The organism is Neisseria sp. P0021.S006, assembly GCF_051956895.1.
The window spans coordinates 22,187-43,319 of record NZ_JBQCWZ010000008.1 but is presented as its reverse complement, the minus strand read 5'-3'; the positions used below and the strand labels follow the sequence as shown (position 1 = coordinate 43,319).

The 21,133-nt window shown below is 52.3% G+C and carries 16 protein-coding genes; 4 read left to right on the top strand and 12 right to left on the bottom strand.

All coding sequences use genetic code 11. From position 1 onward, the window contains the following. Positions 1-19: 19 nt before the first annotated feature. Positions 20-1,876: an ABC transporter ATP-binding protein gene (locus tag ACTHUM_RS03175; RefSeq protein WP_004519144.1), complete on the bottom strand. Its 1,857-nt coding sequence runs from the start codon at positions 1,874-1,876 to the stop codon at positions 20-22. A gap of 227 nt (positions 1,877-2,103) precedes the next feature. Further along, a complete protein-coding gene (gene sstT / locus ACTHUM_RS03170) occupies positions 2,104-3,327 on the bottom strand; it encodes a serine/threonine transporter SstT (RefSeq protein WP_004519145.1) in 1,224 nt (407 codons plus the stop codon). A gap of 448 nt (positions 3,328-3,775) precedes the next feature. On the opposite strand from sstT, the gene ACTHUM_RS03165 reads away from it, so the two are divergent. Both ACTHUM_RS03165 and ACTHUM_RS03160 read left to right on the top strand, forming a co-directional pair. Beyond that, complete coding sequence (locus tag ACTHUM_RS03165) at positions 3,776-5,617, top strand: autotransporter assembly complex protein TamA (protein ID WP_108699912.1); 1,842 nt, start codon at positions 3,776-3,778, stop codon at positions 5,615-5,617. Between the two features lie 81 nt (positions 5,618-5,698). Further along, a complete protein-coding gene (locus ACTHUM_RS03160; RefSeq protein ID WP_108699913.1) occupies positions 5,699-9,847 on the top strand; it encodes a translocation/assembly module TamB domain-containing protein in 4,149 nt (1,382 codons plus the stop codon). Between the two features lie 238 nt (positions 9,848-10,085). Here the strand turns inward: ACTHUM_RS03160 and ACTHUM_RS03155 are convergent, their stop codons facing one another. From ACTHUM_RS03155 to ACTHUM_RS03115, 9 genes are all read right to left on the bottom strand, one after another. Next, complete coding sequence (locus ACTHUM_RS03155) at positions 10,086-10,259, bottom strand: hypothetical protein (RefSeq protein ID WP_004519151.1); 174 nt, start codon at positions 10,257-10,259, stop codon at positions 10,086-10,088. A gap of 12 nt (positions 10,260-10,271) precedes the next feature. Next, complete coding sequence (locus tag ACTHUM_RS03150; protein WP_004519152.1) at positions 10,272-10,850, bottom strand: sigma-70 family RNA polymerase sigma factor; 579 nt, start codon at positions 10,848-10,850, stop codon at positions 10,272-10,274. A gap of 142 nt (positions 10,851-10,992) precedes the next feature. Further along, positions 10,993-11,679 (bottom strand): HvfC family RiPP maturation protein, encoded by a 687-nt coding sequence (locus ACTHUM_RS03145; protein WP_004519153.1) that lies wholly within the window; start codon positions 11,677-11,679, stop codon positions 10,993-10,995. After that, entirely contained in the window at positions 11,669-12,511 is an 843-nt protein-coding gene (locus ACTHUM_RS03140) for an HvfB family MNIO-type RiPP peptide maturase (RefSeq protein WP_004519154.1), read from the bottom strand. Before ACTHUM_RS03140 ends, ACTHUM_RS03145 begins: the two co-directional genes overlap by 11 nt. 86 nt (positions 12,512-12,597) lie before the next feature. Continuing rightward, a complete protein-coding gene (locus ACTHUM_RS03135) occupies positions 12,598-12,915 on the bottom strand; it encodes an HvfA family oxazolone/thioamide-modified RiPP metallophore (RefSeq protein WP_003686668.1) in 318 nt (105 codons plus the stop codon). A gap of 83 nt (positions 12,916-12,998) precedes the next feature. Then, positions 12,999-13,448, bottom strand: coding sequence for an HvfX family Cu-binding RiPP maturation protein (locus ACTHUM_RS03130; RefSeq protein ID WP_004519155.1), 450 nt, complete (start codon positions 13,446-13,448; stop codon positions 12,999-13,001). 222 nt (positions 13,449-13,670) lie between these two features. Next, positions 13,671-15,980: a DNA helicase RecQ gene (gene recQ / locus ACTHUM_RS03125; protein WP_004519156.1), complete on the bottom strand. Its 2,310-nt coding sequence runs from the start codon at positions 15,978-15,980 to the stop codon at positions 13,671-13,673. Positions 15,981-16,196: 216 nt separating this feature from the next. Further along, the gene (locus tag ACTHUM_RS03120) at positions 16,197-16,532 is read right to left on the bottom strand and encodes a zinc ribbon domain-containing protein YjdM (RefSeq protein ID WP_004519157.1); all 336 of its coding nucleotides are present in this window, start codon (positions 16,530-16,532) and stop codon (positions 16,197-16,199) included. 59 nt (positions 16,533-16,591) lie between these two features. After that, positions 16,592-16,930, bottom strand: coding sequence for a hypothetical protein (locus ACTHUM_RS03115; protein ID WP_004519158.1), 339 nt, complete (start codon positions 16,928-16,930; stop codon positions 16,592-16,594). A 444-nt stretch (positions 16,931-17,374) separates the two neighbouring features. Here ACTHUM_RS03115 and ACTHUM_RS03110 point away from each other — a divergent pair, with 444 nt between their 5' ends. Then, entirely contained in the window at positions 17,375-18,331 is a 957-nt protein-coding gene (locus ACTHUM_RS03110; protein ID WP_004519160.1) for a DUF2167 domain-containing protein, read from the top strand. Positions 18,332-18,410: 79 nt separating this feature from the next. On the opposite strand, the gene gltX is transcribed toward ACTHUM_RS03110, so the two are convergent. Further along, the gene (gltX, locus tag ACTHUM_RS03105) at positions 18,411-19,805 is read right to left on the bottom strand and encodes a glutamate--tRNA ligase (protein WP_004519161.1); all 1,395 of its coding nucleotides are present in this window, start codon (positions 19,803-19,805) and stop codon (positions 18,411-18,413) included. Positions 19,806-19,964: 159 nt separating this feature from the next. Here gltX and ACTHUM_RS03100 point away from each other — a divergent pair, with 159 nt between their 5' ends. Next, positions 19,965-21,059: an ABC transporter substrate-binding protein gene (locus tag ACTHUM_RS03100; protein WP_070461002.1), complete on the top strand. Its 1,095-nt coding sequence runs from the start codon at positions 19,965-19,967 to the stop codon at positions 21,057-21,059. The last annotated feature ends 74 nt before the right edge of the window (positions 21,060-21,133 follow it).

Sequence of the window (21,133 nt, the reverse complement as noted above, 5' to 3'; positions counted from 1 at the left end):
TTATCTTCTTTCAAAGCGTTTAATTGTTTTCCCACTCGACATGCTCACTCAAGAAGCCGCCGCTTTGGTGCGCCCAAAGTTTGGCATACAGGCCTTGTTTCTCGAGCAACTCGGTGTGGCTGCCTTCTTCGATGATGCGGCCTTTGTCCAAGACGATGAGGCGGTCCATCGCGGCGATGGTGGAGAGGCGGTGGGCGATGGCAATCACGGTTTTGCCTTCCATCATTTTGTCGAGGCTTTCTTGGATGGCGGCTTCGACTTCGGAGTCAAGCGCGCTGGTGGCTTCGTCAAGCAATAGAATCGGCGCGTCTTTAAGCATAACGCGGGCGATGGCGATGCGTTGGCGTTGGCCGCCGGAAAGTTTCACGCCGCGTTCGCCAACGTGCGCATCATAGCCGCGTCGGCCTTTGGCATCGCTTAAGTTAGGAATAAAACCGGTGGCCTCGGCGCGTTCGGCGGCAGAAATCATTTCGGCTTCGGTCGCATCGGGACGACCGTAGATAATGTTGTCGCGCACGGAGCGGTGCAGCAGGGAGGTATCTTGCGTCACCAAACCGATTTGGGCGCGCAGACTTTCTTGGGTAACGCTGTCCACGTTTTGGCCGTCGATCGAAATCGTGCCGCTTTGCGGTTCGTAAAAGCGCAGGAGCAGGTTGACGATGGTGGATTTGCCCGCGCCGCTGCGGCCGATCAAGCCGACTTTTTCGCCGGGTTTGATGTTCAGATTAAAGCCGTTGAGGAGCGGTTTGCCTGCTTCGTAGGAGAAATCGACGTGATCAAACTTGATTTCGCCTCGGGTGACTTTAAGCGGCAGGGCTTGCGGTTTGTCGAGGATGGTGTGGGGTTTGGACAGGGTAGCCATGCCGTCGTTGACGGTACCGATGTTTTCAAACAATCGGGCGGATTCCCACATGATGTATTGCGACAAACCGTTCACACGCAATGCCATGGCCGTGGCGGTGGCTACCGCGCCTACGCCGACTTGGCCGTGATACCAAAGCCAAATACCCAAGGCGGTCGTACCGACGGTCAGCGAGCTGTTGACGATAAAACTGCAGGTATGCAGCAGCGTTGCCAAACGCATTTGGGCATGGACGGTTACCATAAACTCTTCCATCGACTGCTTGGCATAAGCGGCCTCGCGTGCGCCGTGGGAGAAGAGTTTGACAGTAGCGATATTGGAATAGGCGTCTGTAATGCGGCCGGTCATCAACGAGCGCGCATCGGCCTGACGCGCAGCGGTTTTGCCGAGTTTGGGAATCAGGAAGCGCATAATCATCGCGAATCCAATCATCCAGCAGATAAACGGCACGATAAGCCAGGCATCGAATGAGGACAGAATCACGCCGGAAGTGATGAAGTACACCAGCACATACACAACCATATCGGCGACGGTCATCACGACATCGCGCAGCGCCAGCGCGGTTTGCATCACTTTGGCGGACACGCGTCCTGCAAATTCGTCCTGATAAAAGCCCAGGCTTTGACCCAGCATCAGGCGGTGGAAATTCCAGCGCAGGCGCATGGGGAACACGCCTTGCAGGGTTTGCAGGCGCACACTGGACGCGAAAAAGGTCCAAACGGCAAAAAATGCCACCATGGCCATCATGCCGATTAAAGCATGGCCTTTTTCAACAAAAAGCGTTTGCGGCGTATAAGTGCCGAGCCAGTCGACCACCTTGCCCATAAATTGGAACATCAAGGCTTCCATGATGCCGACACCGACCGTAAATACGGCCAACACGGCAATCCATTTGCGCACGCCTTCAATGTTGCTCCAAATAAACCGCCACAACCCTTTTTCTGGCGTTTTCGGCGCGGCTTCTGGATAAGGGTCGATGCGGGACTCGAACCATGAGAATATTTTTTTAATCATTGTTTTTACAAATGTGATAAGACGGTCAGGCCGTCTGAAAAGAGGTGTTCAAATACATTCAAGACTGTATTTTACGGGAAAAATCCGACTGATGACAGCGGATACCGTCAGTCCGATCAAACCAATCTATCGGCTTGACCATCTAAAAATCCATTTTCTTTGCATAAAACAAAGGCCGTCTGAAAGTTTTCAGACGGCCTTTGCTGAATTTAGGTTGCCCTTAAAAATCACTCTTTACGTTGACGGCCCAAATCGGCAGCGGCAGTAAACAAAACGTCGGTGGAAGAGTTCAACGCAGTTTCTGCAGAGTCTTGAATCACGCCGATGATGAAGCCGACGGCAACCACCTGCATGGCCACATCGTTATCGATACCGAACAGGCTGCACGCCAAAGGAATCAGCAGCAACGAGCCACCGGCCACACCGGATGCACCGCACGCGCTGACAGTTGCCACCAGGCTCAGCAGCAGGGCAGTGGCGAAGTCAACCGTAATGCCTTGCGTGTACGCCGCAGCCATCGCCAAAACGGTAATGGTGATTGCCGCACCGGCCATATTGATGGTCGCACCCAATGGAATGGAGATGGAGTAAGTGTCTTCGTGCAAACCCAGTTTTTTCGCCAATGCCATATTCACAGGGATATTGGCGGCGGAAGAACGGGTAAAGAAGGCATACACGCCACTTTCACGCAGGCAGGTAAACACCAGCGGGAAAGGGTTGCGGCGGATTTGCGTCCACACAATAATCGGGTTGACCACCAAAGCGATAAACAGCATACAGCCGAGCAATACGGCCAACAGCTGCATATAACCGGCAAGCGCTTCAAAACCGGTTTCCGCAATGGTAGAAGACACCAAGCCGAAAATACCCAGCGGCGCAAAACGGATAATCCATTTCACAACGGTCGAAACGGTATCGGCCAAATCGGCCGCCACTTGGCGGGTCGTATCCGAACCGTGATGGCGCAAAGCCGCGCCCAATACCAAAGCCCAAGCCAAAATGCCGATATAGTTGGCATTGGCCAGCGCGTTAATCGGGTTGGCCACCAAATTCATCAGCAGCGTTTTCAACACTTCGATAATGCCGGAAGGCGGCGCAACGGACACATCGCCGGCCGTACGCAGAATCAGCGTGGTCGGGAATGCCATGCTGGCGACAACCGCCACCACAGCGGCTGCAAACGTACCAAAAATATACAAAATCAAAATCGGTTTGATGTGGGCCTGATTGCCTTTTTGGTGTTGCGCAATGGCGGCAGTCACCAAAACGAATACCAAAATCGGCGCGATAGCCTTAAGCGCACCGACAAACAGGCTGCCCAGCAGTCCTGCGCTGATACCGACTTGCGGCGCAACTGCGCCCACAAGAATACCTAAAACCAAGCCGATGGCGATTTGTACCACCAGGCTGACGCTGTTGATCGCGTTTAAAAGCGGATTGCCACTTGCCATATCCGTTCCTTCAATTTAAAGATATGTTAAAAAAGTCTTACATTCTAAAATAAAAAATCATTTGTCGGCGAGGTTTTCATGCACACCTCACAAAAACAGCATTAAAGTTTAGCATTTATGACACAGTTGGCACTTTATGCCAAAAATATGGTCAAACCCGCTCAAACCCTACTTTCAAAGTATGCCCATACCGTTGCCTTATCCCTCTGTATCTTGATTTCAGACGGCCTGAAATCTGCGCCATAAGGCCGAATATAAAGGCAACTTCATCAGTCAAAACACAAAAACATAAATATTACAATCAGATAGAAACAAACCAAAATCCGCCCTTAAGCCGCATTTTGCAACGTTATCGCGCTAAATTTCCGTTTATATCCATAGCCTGAAAGCTTGCAGAAATAATGTTAAAATCCCCAAACTGAAGAATTGTCGCTGTCGAACACACATCATGACCAAACTGACCTACCCTGTTTTATTTGCATCATTGGCGCTCGCCTACGGACACGCGTTGGCAGTAGATACTTCCGTTCCCAAAGCGGAAGACTACGAGGCCGTTCCCGAATCCGAAATGCCCAAGCAGCCCAAAGACGACCAAACAGGCAAACTCAAGCCCAAATTCCCCGTCAAAATCGACACCCAAGACAGCGAAGTCAAAGAAATGCTTGAAGAATACCTGCCGCTGATTACCCAGCAGCAGGAAGAAGAGCTGGACAAAGAGCAGGTCGGCTTCCTCGCCGAAGAGGCACCCGACAACGTCAAAACCATGCTCCGAACCAAAGGCTACTTCAACAGCAACGTCAATATTCAAGACCATGGCGAGAGCTATACCGTCAACGTCACCCCCGGCCCGCGCACCAAAGTCGACAACGTCAGCGTGGCCATCCTCGGCGACGTATTGAATGACGACAACTTGGCCGAATACTACCAAAATGCAATGGAAAACTGGCAACAGCCCGTTGGCGAAAACTTCGACCAAGACGGCTGGAGTGCGAGTAAAACCTCCGTCCTCAGCGCGGTAACACGCAAAAAATATCCTTTGGCGAAACTCACCACCACCCAAGCCACCATCAATCCCAATACCCAAAAAGCCGACTTGAACGTCATCGTGGAGAGCAACCGCCCCATTTACTTCGGCGATTTCCAAATCACCGGCACACGCCGCTACCCTGAGAGCGTGGTTTCCGGCATGGCGCGTTTCCAACCCGGTTCGCCTTACGACTTGGACAAAATCCTCGATCTGCAACAGGCGCTCGAGCAAAACGGCCACTACTCCGGCGCGTCCGTACAGGCTGACTTCGATCAACTGCAAGGCGACCGCGTTCCCGTCAAAATCAACGTGACCGAAGTCAAACGCCACAAACTGGAAACCGGTATCCGCTACGACTCCGAATACGGAATCGGCGGCCGCATCGCCTACGACTATTACAACCTCTTTAACAAGGGCTACATCGGCTCGGTCGTTTGGGACATGGACAAATACGAGACCACGCTGGCCGCCGGTATCAGCCAACCGCGCAACAACCGCGGCAACTACTGGACAAGCAACGTTTCCTACAACCGCTCGACCACGCAAAACCTTGAAAAACGCGCCCTGACCAGCGGCATTTGGTATGTCCGCGACCGCAACAATATCGATGCCCGCTTCGGCCTAGAATTTATTACCGAAGACCGCAAAGTCCCCGACACCAGCTACGATTTGGGCCGAAGCCATGCCACCATGCTGACCGCCTCATGGAAACGGCAAAGCATCGAAACCGAGCTGCATCCTCAAAACGGCTACTACCTCGACGGCAAAATCGGTACAACTTTGGGCAAACTCCTCTCCTCCACCCAAATGGCACGCGCCACGGCACGGGCAGGCTATTTCTTCACGCCTGAAAACAAAAAACTCGGTACGTTCATCGTACGCGGACAGGCAGGCTACGTTTATGCCCGCGAAGGCGAAGAAGTGCCGTCCAGCCTGATGTTCCGCACCGGCGGCGCGACTTCTGTACGTGGTTACGAACTCGACAGCATCGGCTTGGCCGGCCCCAACGGCTCCGTCCTGCCGCAACGCGCCTTGGTGGTCGGCAGCCTCGAATATCAATTCCCGGTTACCAAAAGCTTCTCCGGCGCCATCTTCCACGATGTCGGCGATGCAGCAAGCAACTTCAAACACATGACCTTAAAACACGGTACCGGCTTGGGCGTGCGCTGGTTCAGCCCGGTTGCGCCGTTCTCCTTCGATATTGCCTACGGCCATCACGACAAAAAAATCCGCTGGCACATCAGCTTAGGCACAAGGTTTTAAAAAAACATACTCACCATCCATTCTTTCAGACGGCCTCAGCCATTTCAGGCCGTCTGAACAACAGACAAACAGAAAAATATCATGACCGATACTGCAAACACTTCCACGCCGTCTGAACAACAGCCCGCCCCGCCAAAGCGCAAAAAACGCCTGTTGCGCGGCTTTGTCCTGTCCGCCTTGGGCGTATTGACCGTTTCCGCCGGCGCGATCGGCTGGCTGGTCGGTACGGAATCGGGTTTGCGTTTCGGTTTGTACAAAATCCCGTCATGGTTCGGCGTCAAAATCTCGTCGGATACGCTGAAAGGCACGCTGATTGAAGGCTTTGAAGGCGACAAATGGTTGATTGAAACAGAAGGTGCGGACATTAAAATCAGCAGCTTCCGCTTTGATTGGAAACCGTCCGAGCTGACCCGTCCTTCCTTGCACATCACCGAAGTCGTGGCCGGCGACATCGCCATCGTGACCAAACGCACGCCGCCTAAAGAAGAAGAGCCATCAAAAGGCCTGCCCGACAGCATAGACCTGCCCGTTACCGCCTATCTCGACCGTTTGGAAACCGGCAAAATCAGCGTGGGCAAGCGTTTTGACAAGCAGACCGTCTATCTCGACCATCTGCACGCGGCCTATCATTACGACAAAAAAGAACACCGCCTCTACATCAAAACCGCCGATACGCCATGGAGCAGCTCGACAGGTGCGGTGGTGATCGGTTTGGACAAACCCTACGTTCTCAATACCGCCATCTACACCAAAGGCCAGCTTGAGGGCGAAACCCTACATGGTACGGTGCGCCTGTGGGGCAGCCTGCAAGACGTATCCACCGACCTGCTGCTCGATAGCGACAACGTTCATTTGTCGGCAAAATCCACCATTCACCCATTCGCCGACAGCCTCAATGAAACCATCGGCGAAATCCTGATTAAAGGTTCCAACATCAATCCGCAGGCCTTCCTGCCCAGCCTGCCCAAAGCGCGCCTGAATTTCGACGCTACCACCATTCCGTCGTTTACCGACGGCGTTGCGTTGGAAGGCTCGATTGACTTGGAAAACGACCAAGCCGGTTTTGCCGATGAAAATCATATCCCCGTCAAACGCATCCTCGGCGAATTCATCGTCGACGACAAAGGTACGGTCAAAATCGAAGACATCGGCGTCGGCCTGCTCAAAGACGGCAGCATCGATGTATCCGGTTCTATCGATACCGCCCAAGACCAGCTCAAACTCGCACTGGGCATCAACAATACCGGCGCAGACGACTTTGTCCGTCAAAACATCGCAGGCCGTCTGAACGGCAGTATCGATGTCAAAGGCGAAACCTCCTCCCCCGTCGTCAACTGGAATCTCGACAGCGGATTTGCACGTACAGACGGCATGCTGTTTTTCCAAACCGACAAACAGCTCGGCCAGCGCACGCTCAAGCTCGACAAAGTCCGTCTGGTTCCGCAAAACGGCGGCGAACTCAACGCCAAAGGCTCGCTCGAACTCTTCAAAGACCGCAAACTACAACTGGACATCGTCAGCAAAGCCTTCAACCCTGCGCGTATCGATCCGCAGCTTCCGCAAGGCAGCGTCAACGGCAACATCAACTTGACCGGCATACTGGCGCAAGAAAAATTCGCCGGCAAAATGCAGTTTGCACCGAGTACGCTCAACGGCGTTCCGCTCAGCGGCAAAGCCGACGTCGCCTATGAAAACAAACACCTCGCGCGCGCCCTGACCGACCTGACCCTCGGCAGCAACATCGTCAAAACCAACGGCAGCTTTGGTAAAAAAGGCGACCGCCTCAGCCTCAACATTACCGCCCCCGATTTGTCGCGTTTCGGCTTCGGCTTGGGCGGCCTGCTCAACGCGCGCGGCTACATCTCCGGCAGTTTTTCAGACGGCCTCAAAACCCTTGAAGCCGATTTGAACGGCGAAGCACGCAACTTCAAAGTCGCCGATGCCGTCAATATCCGCACCCTCGACTTCAAGCTTAAGGGTTCGCCCGACACCAACCGTCCGTTGAGTGCCGATATTAAAGGCGAACACATCGCCATATCCGGCGGCGCGGCCCTGATCGACAACGTCAACCTGCTCATCAGCGGCACAGGCTCGCGCCACCACATCCGCGGCAACAGCAGCATGGCGGTGGACAGCAAACGCTACAAGCTCGACCTCGATGCCACCGGCGGCCTCAACAAAGACCAAACCCAATGGAAAGGCACGGTTGATACGCTCGACATCAACGGTGCGTTCAACCTCAAACTGCAAAACCGCCTCAACCTCGAAGCCGGCAGCGAACGCGTTTCCCTCAGCAGCGCGCGTTGGGCGGCTATGGGCGGCAGCCTCAACCTGCAAAATTTCGTTTGGGACAAGAAAGCCGGCATTACCAGTAAAGGCAGCGCACAAAATCTGCACATTACCGAATTGCACAACTTCTACACTCCGCCTATCGAACACAACCTCGTCTTGGGTGGCGACTGGGATTTGGCGTACAGTCAAAACGCGCGCGGCTTCCTCAACATCAGCCGTCAAAGCGGCGACATCATCCTGCCGGGCAAAGACCCGAAAAACAAACAGCCTTTGGGACTTTCCGCGCTTGCCCTGCGCACCCGTTTCCAAAACGGCCGCATCGACAGCACGCTGGACGGCAACACCCGCTTCGGCAAAGTTAACGGCACGCTCGGCATCGCGCAACAGTTCGGCAACAACATCAACAACGCCCCTGTTAGCGGCAAGGTCAATATCAGCGTTCCCGATTTGGGCTCGCTCAAATCCTTTATGCCGGCGACAGCCCAAGGCATTGCAGGCCGTCTGAACGCGACCGCCACCATCGGCGGCCGACTCGGTTCGCCTACTATCAACAGCAACCTCGACCTCCAAACCAATTACGGCCGTGCCGACGGTACCGTCAACATCGGTCAAGGCACCAGCTTCGATACCGCCCCTCTGAGCGGCAAGCTTAACCTGAACGTTGCCAACCTCGAAGTCTTCCGCAACTTCCTGCCCGTCGGCCAAACCCTCAAAGGCCGTCTGAACGCCGCCGTCAACTTGGCAGGCCGTCTGAACGATCCGCAACTGAGCGGCCTGATTAATGGCGACAACCTCTATTACCGCCATCAAACCCAAGGCCTGATTCTCGACAACGGCGTATTGCGTTCGCGCCTGCAGGGTCAAAAATGGGTCATCGACAGCCTTAAATTCCACCGTGGCGGCACGATTGAGCTCAAAGGTGCGGTCAACCTTGCCAACGCCAACCCCGATGTCGACGTGGACATCGTCTTCGACAAATACCGCACCCTCTCGCGTCCAAACCGCCAACTGCAGCTCTCCGGCGCGGCCAAAGTCCTCTACAATCCGGAAAAAGGCGTATCGCTCAACGGCACGCTCAACACCGACTACGGCAGGTTTGGTTCGCAAAAATCCTCCATGCCGACCCTCGACGACGACGTGGTCGTACTGGGCGAAACCAAAAAAGAAGCAACGGCCACCACGCCGATTAATATGAACCTTGTCTTGAACATCAACGACAATGTCCGTTTTGTCGGCTACGGCGCAGACGTTACCATCGGCGGCAAACTGTCCATCACATCACGTCCGGGCGAAGCCGTCCAAGGCGTCGGCACCGTGCGCGTTGTCAAAGGCCGCTACAAAGCCTACGGCCAAGACCTCGACATCACCAAAGGATCGGTTTCCTTTGTCGGCCCGCTGACCAATCCAAATCTTAACATCCGTGCCGAACGCCGCCTCTCCCCGGTCGGCGCTGGCGTCGAAGTCCTCGGCAGCCTCAACAATCCGCGCGTGACCTTGGTTGCCAAGGAAGCCATGAGCGAAAAAGACAAACTCTCCTGGCTCATCCTCAACCGTGCCAGCAGCGGCAGCGACGGCGATAACGCCACGCTCTCCGCGGCCGCCAGCGCACTGCTTGCCGGCCAAGTCAACGACCGCATCGGCCTTGTGGATGATTTGGGCTTTACCAGCAAACGCAGCCGCAACGCCCAAACAGGCGAGCTCAACCCTGCCGAACAAGTCCTGACCGTCGGCAAACAGCTCACCAACAACCTCTACGCAGGTTACGAATATGGCATTTCCAGCGCCGAACAATCCGTCAAACTCGTGTACCAACTGACCCGCGCCATCCAAGCCGTTGCCCGCATCGGCACGCGCTCCTCCGGCGGCGAGTTGAAATACACCATCCGCTTTGACAACTGGTTCGGCAAAGACGAACCCGAGCCGGAAGAACAACACTAAAAGCCGTGAAAAAGGCCGTCTGAAATTCATCTTTCAGACGGCCTTTATCTTGTTCTACCGTATTAGAATCTTCAGCCATGCCTCAAAAAACAAAGGCCAACGGCGCAAGTTTAAAAATAAATGCAGCTAAAAAAGTGAACGGCAAACCATGGCTTATTCCAAGTTAGCAATAAATAAAGCAGATGCAAAAAGGCCGTCTGAAACTGACAGGGGTAGGTTTCAGACGGCTTTTTTTGAATCATCGAAACAACTTATGCATGGCATTGCTAATTAATTCGAGCTGTTTCTTATATTCGCGGCAACGGGGGCAGAGCGACAGGTGGACGGCAAGGGCAATGCGGTTAAAAAGACTGAGATGCACTTGGTCTTGCTGTTTGGAAATCAGATCGGTTATTTTGCGGCATTTTTTCATGGCGTTTTCCTGTCAGGCATGGGAGAACCATTTGATTTGCAGGCACTGGCGCAAGGTTTCGCGCGCACGGTGCATGATGGTGTAATAGTTGGCATGGCTGATGCCGCATTGTTCGCGGATTTCATCGCTTGAAAAGCCGAGAATCTCTTTCATGGTAAACACGCGGGCGGTGTTTTCCGGCAGATGGTAGAGGCAGGTCTGCAAAACTTGGTAGAACTCTTTATTGTTCAAACTGGCTTCGGGCGAGTCCCAACCCTGAGGCTGTCCTTCGTCCGTCCAATGCCCGTCGGCGGCAAAATGTCCTTCAAAGGCTTCATCCAAGGCTTCCTCGTCGCGCGTGATGAAAACTTGGCGTTGCCGTCCGATTTGGCGCAGGCAGTCGGTAATTTTGTTTTTTAAGATTGCAAACAGCCAGCTGCTCACTTGGGCGTCGCCTTTGAAACCCTCGGCCGCACGGTAGGCAGAAAGCATGGTTTCCTGTACGAGGTCTTCCGCCAAATCGGGGCGGTCGGGCAGCTGGATATGGGCAAAGCGCAGCAGCAGTTTGCGGGATTCGGCAAGCTCGGCATCGGTCAGTTCGGGTAGGGCCATAATGTATCAGTATGAAATGAATGATCAATATACTTTTGATTTTACGCTGATACGGCAAGAGCATGCGATTGAATCTATAAACGATTTCAGTAGTATTTTTGTTTCGCCGAAACCGACTGCACCCGTTTCAGACGGCCTTGATTTATGCCGCAACCAAAATGCCCTGTTCCAACCATTCCGTCCATTTTTGCCTTAATGCGTCCTGCCAAGCGTTTTCAGACGGCATGAACTCTGCCAGCATGGTCTGCAGGCCGTTTAGGGAAGTGGGCGTTTCTGCCAGCGTTTCCAGCAATAAGGCATCGAAATCGTCGAGCGTTTGGTACATCACGTCATCTTCCTTATCGCGCCACACCAAAACAGCAGTTTCCGCCTCCTGCAATTCGTCCGTCACGTCATACTGATAACGGCGCACAAAGGCGGCGGGAGAAAGGGTGTAAGCCAAATCGTCTGAATCGGCATGGGTTGTTTGGCTATCGGTCTGAGCGGTTTCGGCGAGCAGCTGGGTGTGTTCAAAGTCCATCAATGCCAAGAGGTCATCTGAAAGCGGCAGGCTTTGGCAATATTGGAGGAACTCGCCGGGGATTTCTTGAAAATAGGGCGTTTGAGCGCGCGCGTTGCGGACGAAACCTTCTTTCAGACGGCCCCATTCTTCGCTGTCAAAGTATTGCAGCGTTTCGGTATAGCAGCGGTCGATAAAGCTGTGAATATTGTTGCGTATCAGGCGGATATAGACATTCAACCGCTCTTGCGGCAATCCGTCTGCGGCTTTGCCTTCGCGTATGGCTTGGGCAAAGCGGTGTTGGTATTGGGCGGAGGTTTCAGGCTGCATGACGGTATTCCTTTCCGGCACGCATTTGATAGTCGGCGATTTTAGCGACTTCGGCTTCGAGTTCGGCAAAAGGCGGAAAATTGAAATCGCGTTCCAACAGGGTGGGCGGAATCGTCGGCAGTTTGGCATAGGCCAGTTCGAGCAAATCCCAAACAGTCGGCAATACTGCGGCGCCGTGGGTATCAATCAACAATTCGGGCGTTTCCACGTCATGTCCGGCAATATGGATATAGCACACGCGCTCTGCGTCCACATTTTCTAAAAAGGCTTCAGGCGACAACAGGCCGTGATTGACGGCGTTAACGTAAATATTGTTCACGTCCAAATGAATGCCGCAGTCGGCTTCACGGGCAACCGCGTTGAGGAACTCGACTTCGTTCATCTCGGCAAGCGGAGAATGCAGGTAGTAGGAGGTGTTTTCCACGGCAATACGGCAGCCCAACCGATCCTGCACTTCGCGGATACGGCGCGCGGTATGTTGTACCATTTCTTCAGTGAAAGGCAGCGGCAACAAATCGTAAAGATGACCGCCGTCGTGGCAGTAGCTCAAATGGTCGGAGAAAAACGTGCAATCGTAACGGCGCATCATTTCTTTGATTCCGTCTATCAAATCGGTATCCAACGGGGCTTGTCCGCCCAACGACATGGATAATCCGTGCAACGCCAGCGGCAGCCGTTCCGCCACGCGGTCAAACTGTTTGCGCGCCCTGCCACCCATTTTCAGCCAGTTTTCGGGAGCGGCTTCGATAAAGCGTATCGGGCTGTCGTCTGAAAGCGAGAGGAAGTCTTCCGCCAAGTCGCGGCGGTAGCCCAAGCCTGCGTGTTGAATCATGGTGATGTCCTGTTATGGTGCCGTATGAACGACAAAGTCGCATTTTCGTTTATAAAATGCGACTTTGTTAAAGGTATGTTGCAGGATTATTTAGAACCGCATTTACCTTCGCCGCATTTGCCTTCTACTACTTTGGCAGCTTTGGCTTTAGATGCTTTGCCTTTTTTAGCGTGAGTTTTTTCCACGGTTGAACCGCATTTGCCTTCGCCACATTTGCCTTCGCTTGCTTTAGAAACAGCGCTTGCACCGCATGAACCTTCACCGGCTTTAACCGCACCGCAAGAGCCTTGAGCAGATTTCTGAACACCTGCTTTGCTGCTTAACGGTTTATCAGCGGCAACAACGCCGGCAGCCAGAGACAGGGACAGCGCACCGGCCAAAGCAGCAGCTACATTTTTTTTCATTTTAACTTCCTTTTTAGAATACGAGTTTAAATAAATCAAGGGATAATATCGGGCATTTAAAGTCGGCCCGCGACCGTTAATCCTTAAAGAAAATGCTTGATACGACAACAGCGTTTCTTCAGCAGGGCATCCAAAGACAGACGGCCTGCGCCCTGCAATAGGACAGGAAATAAAACCACCAAATAAATCAGTGCTATTTTATAACCGTTGTCGCACACATTGTAACCCAAGCCGGCATGTACCGCAGACCATGCGACAGCCGTTACGACCATCAATCCCAGCGCGGACAGCCGCGTTGCCAAGCCGACGATGAGCAGCGCAGGCAAAACCAGTTCCGCCCACATGGCCAAATTCCAGTTGACCGTATCCGACAACAAATTGAACGGAAAGGGAAATTGACTGTTTATTTCTGCAAACCAGTTTTCCCCGTTCCATTTTTCCAAACCGGACTCAAGAAATTCATACGCGGCAAAAAGCCTGAGCGTCAACAAACCGAAAGCAGCCTGCCAAGAGGGGTTGGATGAGGTGTTCATTTATTTTCCTAATCAATGTGTGTTGAATGGGATGGGACGAAAAATCAATCGGCACCATCCCATATTTCATGCCTGTTTAGACGCGGCAGCTTTAAAAAACTGACGAAATAAATAAAGTTATTTTCTTATTCATTGTTTTATAAAGATTAAAAATTCAAAAGGCCGTCTGAAACACCATGCTTGATTGGGTTTCAGACGGCCTTTAATGATGAACGCGGTCAATCAATCCGCTTGTTTACACAATTCGACAATTTCTGCGCCGTATTTGTCGATTTTCTCCTCATTCATGCCGTGGATTTCCGCCAACTCCGCCAAATCTTGCGGCCGTCGGGCGGCAATCGCGCGCAGGGTAACTTTGCTGCATATCTGATAGGCTTCGAGGCCTTCATGGCGGGCAGTATCGATGTTCCACTGAAGCAGACGGCGCATCAAACGGCGTTTGCGTTTATCCTCTTCGCTCAGGCCGTCTGAAAACGGGCGGCAGATGTTTAAAATGCCCTCGCCGTATTGCTCGATACGTTTTTCGCCGAGTTTATACACGCCTAAAAGGTCGATGGGTTCGGCAGGCGTATTGGTCAGCAAATCGTCCATGCTTTCGTTGGAGAATACCGTTCCCAGCGTCACTTGATCGGCACTTGCCTGCTGCTCGCGCCAAGTTTCCAAAACCTGTTTTAAGGCCTGTTCGCGCTCGCCCAAGCTGTGGATAACTTGTATATTATCTGTGGAAACTGTACCGGCTTCGGCCGTTTCGCAAACGTCGAGTATCTCCAAACCGAATTTATTGATTTTCGCCTCACCCAGGCCGTAGATTTGATGTAAATCTTCCAAACTTCGGGGCATTTTTTCGACAATATCGCGCAGGGTTTTGTCGCCGCAAACCACATAGGCCGGTACTTCCTCCGCCTGGGCGCGTTGTTGACGCCATTGGCGCAATGCCTGCCACAAACGCTCTTCGCGCTCGGTGCGCAACCAATCGTCTTTCGGCTTTTGGGTGGCCGTTTTTTCGCGGCGCAGGGGACGCAACATGACTTCGGTTTCGCCCTTGAGGACTTTTTTGGCCGCTTCGGTCAGCTGCAAGGCTTGATGCTGCTCGACGTTGACGGTGAGATAGCCCAAGCTGATGCACTGGCGGATGACACTGCGCCATTCCTTGTCAGTCTGTTCGCTGCCGATGCCGAATGTGGATAACTTGTCATGGCCGTTGCGCAGTATCCAATCGTCGCTTTTACCGCGTAAAAGGTTGGTGATGTAACCGGCGGCAAAGCGTTGTCCGGCGCGGTACACGCAGCTGAGTAATTTTTGCACCAACACCGTGCCGTCAAACCGCACGGGCGGATGCAGGCAGTTGTCGCAATGGCCGCAGGGTTCGGATTCTTCGCCGAAATGTTTGAGCAGCAGTACGCGGCGGCAGGCGGCGGTTTCGCAGACGGAAAGCATGGCATCGAGTTTTTGCATTTCGATTTGCTTTTGCACCTCGTCGCTGTTGCCTTCGGCAATCCGTTCGCGCAGCAACACCCAATCGTTCAAGCCGTAACACAGCCAGCTCACGGCAGGCAGACCGTCCCGGCCGGCGCGCCCCGATTCCTGATAGAAATGTTCGACACTTTGGGGCATATCGAGATGGGCGACAAAGCGCACGTCGGGTTTGTCTATGCCCATGCCGAACGCCACGGTCGCCACCACGATAATATTGTCTTCATGCGTAAAGCGGCGTTGGTTTTCCTCGCGCACGTCCATGCTCAAACCGGCATGATACGGAATCGCCTCCAAGCCATTTTCACACAAAAACTGCGCCACATCCTCGACTTTTTTGCGACTTAAACAATACACAATGCCGCTTTGCCCATGCATCTGCTTGCGGATGAAATCCAGTAATTGTTTTTTACCATTATTTTTTTCGATAACCTGATAATAAATATTCGGGCGGTCAAAGCTGGAAATAAATTCGGGCGCATTGTCCAAGTGTAGATAATGCTTGATGTCGGCGCGCGTGGCCGCATCGGCGGTAGCGGTCAGGGCGATGCGCGGGACGTTCGGATAGCGTTCGGCAAGCATGCCGAGCTGTTGATATTCGGGGCGGAAATCGTGTCCCCATTGGCTGACGCAATGCGCCTCATCAATGGCAAACAGGCTGACGGTTTGTTGGTCGAGAAAACGCAAAAAGCGGTCGGTAACCAAGCGTTCTGGTGCGACATAAAGCAGTTTCAGACGGCCTTGGGCAAGCTTGTCGGCAATCTCGCGCGCCTCATCTGCCGATGTGCTGCTGTTGACTGCCGCCGCTTCAATCCCGGCCACATGCAGGCTGGCTACTTGGTCGTTCATCAGCGCAATCAGCGGCGATACGACAACCGCCACGCCTTCGCGCATCAGCGCCGGAATCTGGTAACACAAAGACTTGCCCCCGCCCGTCGGCATCAGCACCATCAAACTCTCGCCGCCGGCCAAAGCATTGACGATAGCCTCCTGCTTGCCACGAAATTCGGGATAACCGAATACTTCGTGCAAAATCTGTTTGGAGGTCGGCTGAAGCATAATGGTTCCGTAGAATAGGGGAAAGCGTTATTTTAACGGTTTTACACCCGCGTATGTGCGGAACATTTTGCCGCCGCTTTTTCAGACGGCCTGAAATTCAACTCTATTAAAGTTATTTAATTTTAAATAAAGATTTATTTTGTTTTAAATGAAATGCACAAAGGCCGTCTGAATCCTAATCTTCGGATTTCAGACGGCCTTTCAAAAATAAAATCTTTAGGCTTTTTTGACGAACTCAGATTTCAAGTTCATCGCGCTGCCATCGATTTTGCAACCGATATTGTGGTCGCCCTCTTGCAGGCGGATGCCTTTGACTTTGGTGCCTTGCTTGATGACCATAGAGCTGCCTTTGACTTTCAGATCTTTAATCAAGACAACCGTATCACCATCTTGCAATACCGCGCCGTTGGCATCTTTGACTTCCAAGGCATCATCGCTTGCAGCCGCAGCATCGGCCTCGTTCCACTCATGGGCGCACTCAGGGCAAACGTATTGGGCACCGTCTTCGTAAGTGTATTCGGAGTGGCATTTCGGGCAGGAAGGTAGGGACATGAGGTTTCCTTATAAATATGATAAAAGAAGCGTAAAACGCAAATAATACAATGTCTAAATTATTGATTCGCCTTGCTGCCGCCTACGCCGTAAACGGCATTCCAAGCCGCGTCCAACATTTGGCCGGCTTGTTGCAGCTTGGCATTTTGCTGCTCTTTCTGAGCCAAAGCCGTCTGAATTTCGCCTTTCAAACGGTCAATATCGGATTGTGCGGCCTGCAAACGGCGCTGCGCGCTTTCCAAATCACTTTGCAGGGAAATGATTTTGCTGTCGTTGCTGTTTTGCTCATGCAAAGCGGCACGGTAAACCGATTGGACGGACAGCAAACGGTCTTCCGCCTCACCGGCATACGCGGCAGCGGCGGATAACATCATCAGGGCAAGTAAGGTTTTTTTCATGGGTTTTCCTTTAAAGTTGTTTGATTTGTAAAGTAAAGCGCAGAGCCGATTTTTCCGCCGCCAAGTTTACATAATATGCTTGTTGGTCTTTGTTCTTGATGGCTTATTTTATCCAATCCGGACATTCAGGCTGCCGATAAAAGTTAATTCAATCGGCAGTTGTAACAGGCAGGCGGCTATTATTTTCTCATATTCTCCGCCTTATTCCATTATTTTCTGGTTTTATTATAAAAGGCCGTCTGAAAAATTTTCAGACGGCCTTTTTGAGTTTCACAATGATGGCTCTGCCTCTCGTCAAAAAGCTTTCCTGTATTTTTAAATTACAGTCATATTTAAATATGTAAATATGATTTATTTATTGTAAAATTTATCCTTTAGTCATGCCGGAGCATATGGTGTTGCGGCTGTCTGCATCTTTTTTAATTCTTCTTCCATGAGAACCCTATGATGAAAAGCAACCATCTCGCCTATGCCGTTTTGGCAGCCCTACTATCTATCCAAACCCTGCCGGCTTCTGCAGCCAAATCTGATACTGCTTCTGCCGTCGAGGCATCCGGGCAAGAAGCGCAACAAGCCTCAGACTCTATCGCAAACTACGTTGACGACCAGATCGTCCAAGGCCCAGCAACCGTTGATTTGGGCAATCAGGCCAAACTGAAACTACCTGCAAAAATGGTCTTTGTGAAAAAAAATCGCGCCAATGCCATGATGAGAGAAGCAGGCAACGCTACAGATCCCAACCGCTACGGCCTGATTCTCCCCGAGTCGGAAAACGAGGACGGTGATACTAATTGGATGGTAGACCTAACCTTTACCGATTCCGGCTATATCAAAGACGATGATGCCAAAGAATGGGATGTTGAGGCCATGCTCGAGCAGCTGAAAGAAGGTACCGAGGAACAAAATAAAGAGCGTGCCTCCCGCAACCTGCCGGAATTGGAAACACGCGGCTGGGTAGAAAAACCGCAATATGATGCAAAGACCCATCGTCTGATTTGGTCGATTGACGTTCTGAATAAAAACGAACCCGATCCCAATCCTGCCATCAACTACAATACTTTCCAGCTGGGACGCGAAGGCTATATTGAATTGACTATGATCACCGATTTGAAAAGCATAGATCAATACAAACCTATTGTGCAAGAATTGTTGGGCAATATCGAATTCAATGAAGGCAAGCGCTACAGCGATTTCAATGCGGCAACCGACAAAGTGGCCGAATACGGACTGGCTGCCTTGGTTGGCGGTATCGCTGCAAAAAAACTGGGATTATTAGCTTTGGCCGGCGCATTACTGGCTAAATTCGGCAAACTGATTATTTTTGGTGCTGTTGCAGCAGGTGCATTGTTTAAAGGCCTATGGCGCAAAAAAGATAAAAACAAACCGAGCGAAGAAGAATAAATAAATCCTGTTCAAAATAAAAAGGCCGTCTGAAAACTTGGCATTCCCAGTTTTCAGACGGCCTTTTATCATTCATGCCTTACGAACGGATCCGTTTCAACACTTCTTCTTTGCCGATCAAAGCCAATACGGCATCGACGCTTGGGGTTTTCGCCGTACCACAGACTGCGAGGCGCAAAGGCATACCGAGTTTGCCCATTTTGATGCCTTCTTCGTCGCAGAAAGGTTTGAAGAGGTCGTGGATGGCTTCGGCGGTCCAGTCTTCCAGCCCTTCGAGGCGTTCAGCAAAGCGCAGCATACGGGCGGCGGCTTCGTCGTCCCAGTGTTTCTGCATGTCTGCTTCGGCCGGCGTTTGTTTGACGTAGAAGTAGAGGCACTCGTCGGCAAGCGTGTTCAGGTCTTGGGCACGGTCTTTGACCAATGCCAACACGTCTTCCAAAGCAGGCTTGCTTGTTTCATGGATATCGCGCAGGGCGAGGCGCGGTTTCACCATTTCGGCCAGTTTTTCGTTGGCGGTGATTTTGATGTGTTCGCCGTTGATCCAGTAGAGTTTTTTCAAGTCCATACGGCTTGGAGACGGGGAAACGTCTTTCAAATCAAACCATTCGATGAATTGTTCCATTGTGAAGAATTCATCGTCGCCATGCGCCCAGCCTAAACGTGCCAGATAGTTGAGCATGGCTTCGGGCAGGATACCCATCGCGCCGAAATCGGTAATGGCAACGGTATCGCCGCTGCGTTTGGAGATTTTTTTGCCTTGTTCGTTAAGAATCATGGGCAGGTGGCCGTATTCGGGCAGATTTGCACCGATGGCTTTTAAGATGTTGATTTGTTTCGGGGTGTTGTTCACATGGTCGTCACCACGGATAACGTGGGTAATGCCCATGTCGTAGTCGTCCACGACAACGCAGAAATTGTAGGTCGGCGTGCCGTCGGCGCGGGCGATAATCAGGTCGTCGAGTGCTTCGTTGGGGATGGAGATTTCGCCTTTGACCAAATCCGTCCATTTCGTAACGCCGTCCAAAGGCGTTTTGAAGCGGACGACGGGTTGAACGTCGGCAGGGATTTCGGGCAGAGTTTTGCCTTCTTCCGGACGCCAACGGCGATCGTACGTCGCCGTGCCTTCTTTTTCTGCTTTCTCGCGCATGGCTTCCAGCTCTTCTTTGCTGCAATAGCAGTAGTAGGCATGGCCTTTTTCTAAAAGTTCGGCGATGACTTCTTTATAGCGGTCGAAACGGCGGGTTTGGTACACGACGTTGTCGGCGTTGTCGTAGTTCAGGCCGACCCATTTCATGCCGTCGAGGATGATGTTGACGGATTCGGCAGTAGAGCGCGCCAAGTCGGTATCTTCGATACGCAATAGGAACTCGCCTTTATGATGGCGGGCAAACGCCCATGAAAACAAGGCGGTGCGTACGCCGCCGATGTGCAGGTAGCCGGTGGGGCTGGGGGCGAAACGGGTTTTGACGGTCATGATGGCTCCAAAGTCTTTTAAAACAGGTATTTTACTTTTTCGGCAAAGTTTAAACAATGTACGGCCGTCTGAAAATAATGTCAGCGCAGAAGGACCGTCTGGGAACTTTTCTACTGAAAACAAGACAAATGATAATTATTTCTTTGAAAGTATCCGCTCATGAACAAACGCGCTTTATTTACCGCCCTCGCCCTCCTGCCCCTTTTTGCCCAAGCCGAAATCAAAACTATCAAAGACGTATTGGGACGCGAAGTCAAAGTCGATGTCCCTGTCAAACGCGCGGTTTTGGCGTTTTACTATCCCGACTATATCGCGGTAACGGGCGCGGACAAATTTAAAAACGTCATCGGCATTTCGCGTGAGTTTTGGGAGAAATTCAATCCCGGCAGCTGGGCGATGTTCAAACAGAAGCTGCCTACGCTGCAAAACATTGCGGACATCGGCAACATCAGCACCGGCACGTTTTCACTGGAGAAAACGCTCGCGCTCAAGCCGGACGTATTGATTCTGGCCGACTGGCAGTATAAGGCCATCGCCACCCATCTGCCGCGCATTAAAGCGGCAGGCATACCCGTCGTCGTGGTCGATTTCAACGCCGAAACCGTCGCGCGGCACACGCGCAGTGCGGAAATTTTCGGCGAACTCAACGGTACGCAGGCGCGCGCCCAAAAAATTGCCGCCGAATACGCCCGAGGCATTGCCGATATCCAAAAACGCGTCGCGCGCGCCAAGCAGTCCAAACCGAAAATCTATATCGAGTTCGGCGACAAAGGCCCGTCCGAATACAGCTACACCTTCGGCAAAGATATGTGGGGCGCGATTGCCGACACAGCAGGCGGCAACAATATCGCCGCGCCTTACGTTAAAAACTGGGGACCGGTAAACCCTGAAAAATTCCTGACGGCCAAACCCGACGTCATCGTCATTTCGGGGACGGAAAACGGCCATAAAGACAAGCCTGACATTATGGCGATGGGCATAGGCATCAGCCAGGCCGATGCGCAACGCCGACTGGCCGGATTTGTCAAACGCAAAGGCTGGGCAGACATTCCTGCCGTCAAAAACAAACGCGTTTACGGCATCTACCACACCGCCTCCCGCTCGCTCACCGATTTGGCCAGCGCGCAATTTATCGCCAAAACCCTGTATCCGCAGCAGTTTGCCGACATAGACCCAAACAAGACCTATCTGGACTTCTACCGCAAATACCTGCCCGTCGTGCCGGACGGTACGTTTTACATCCGATTGAAATAGCGGCTGCAAAAATCATAGGCTCAGGCCGTCTGAAGATTCAGACGGCCTGAGCATGCTATGCCGATAAAGATTTA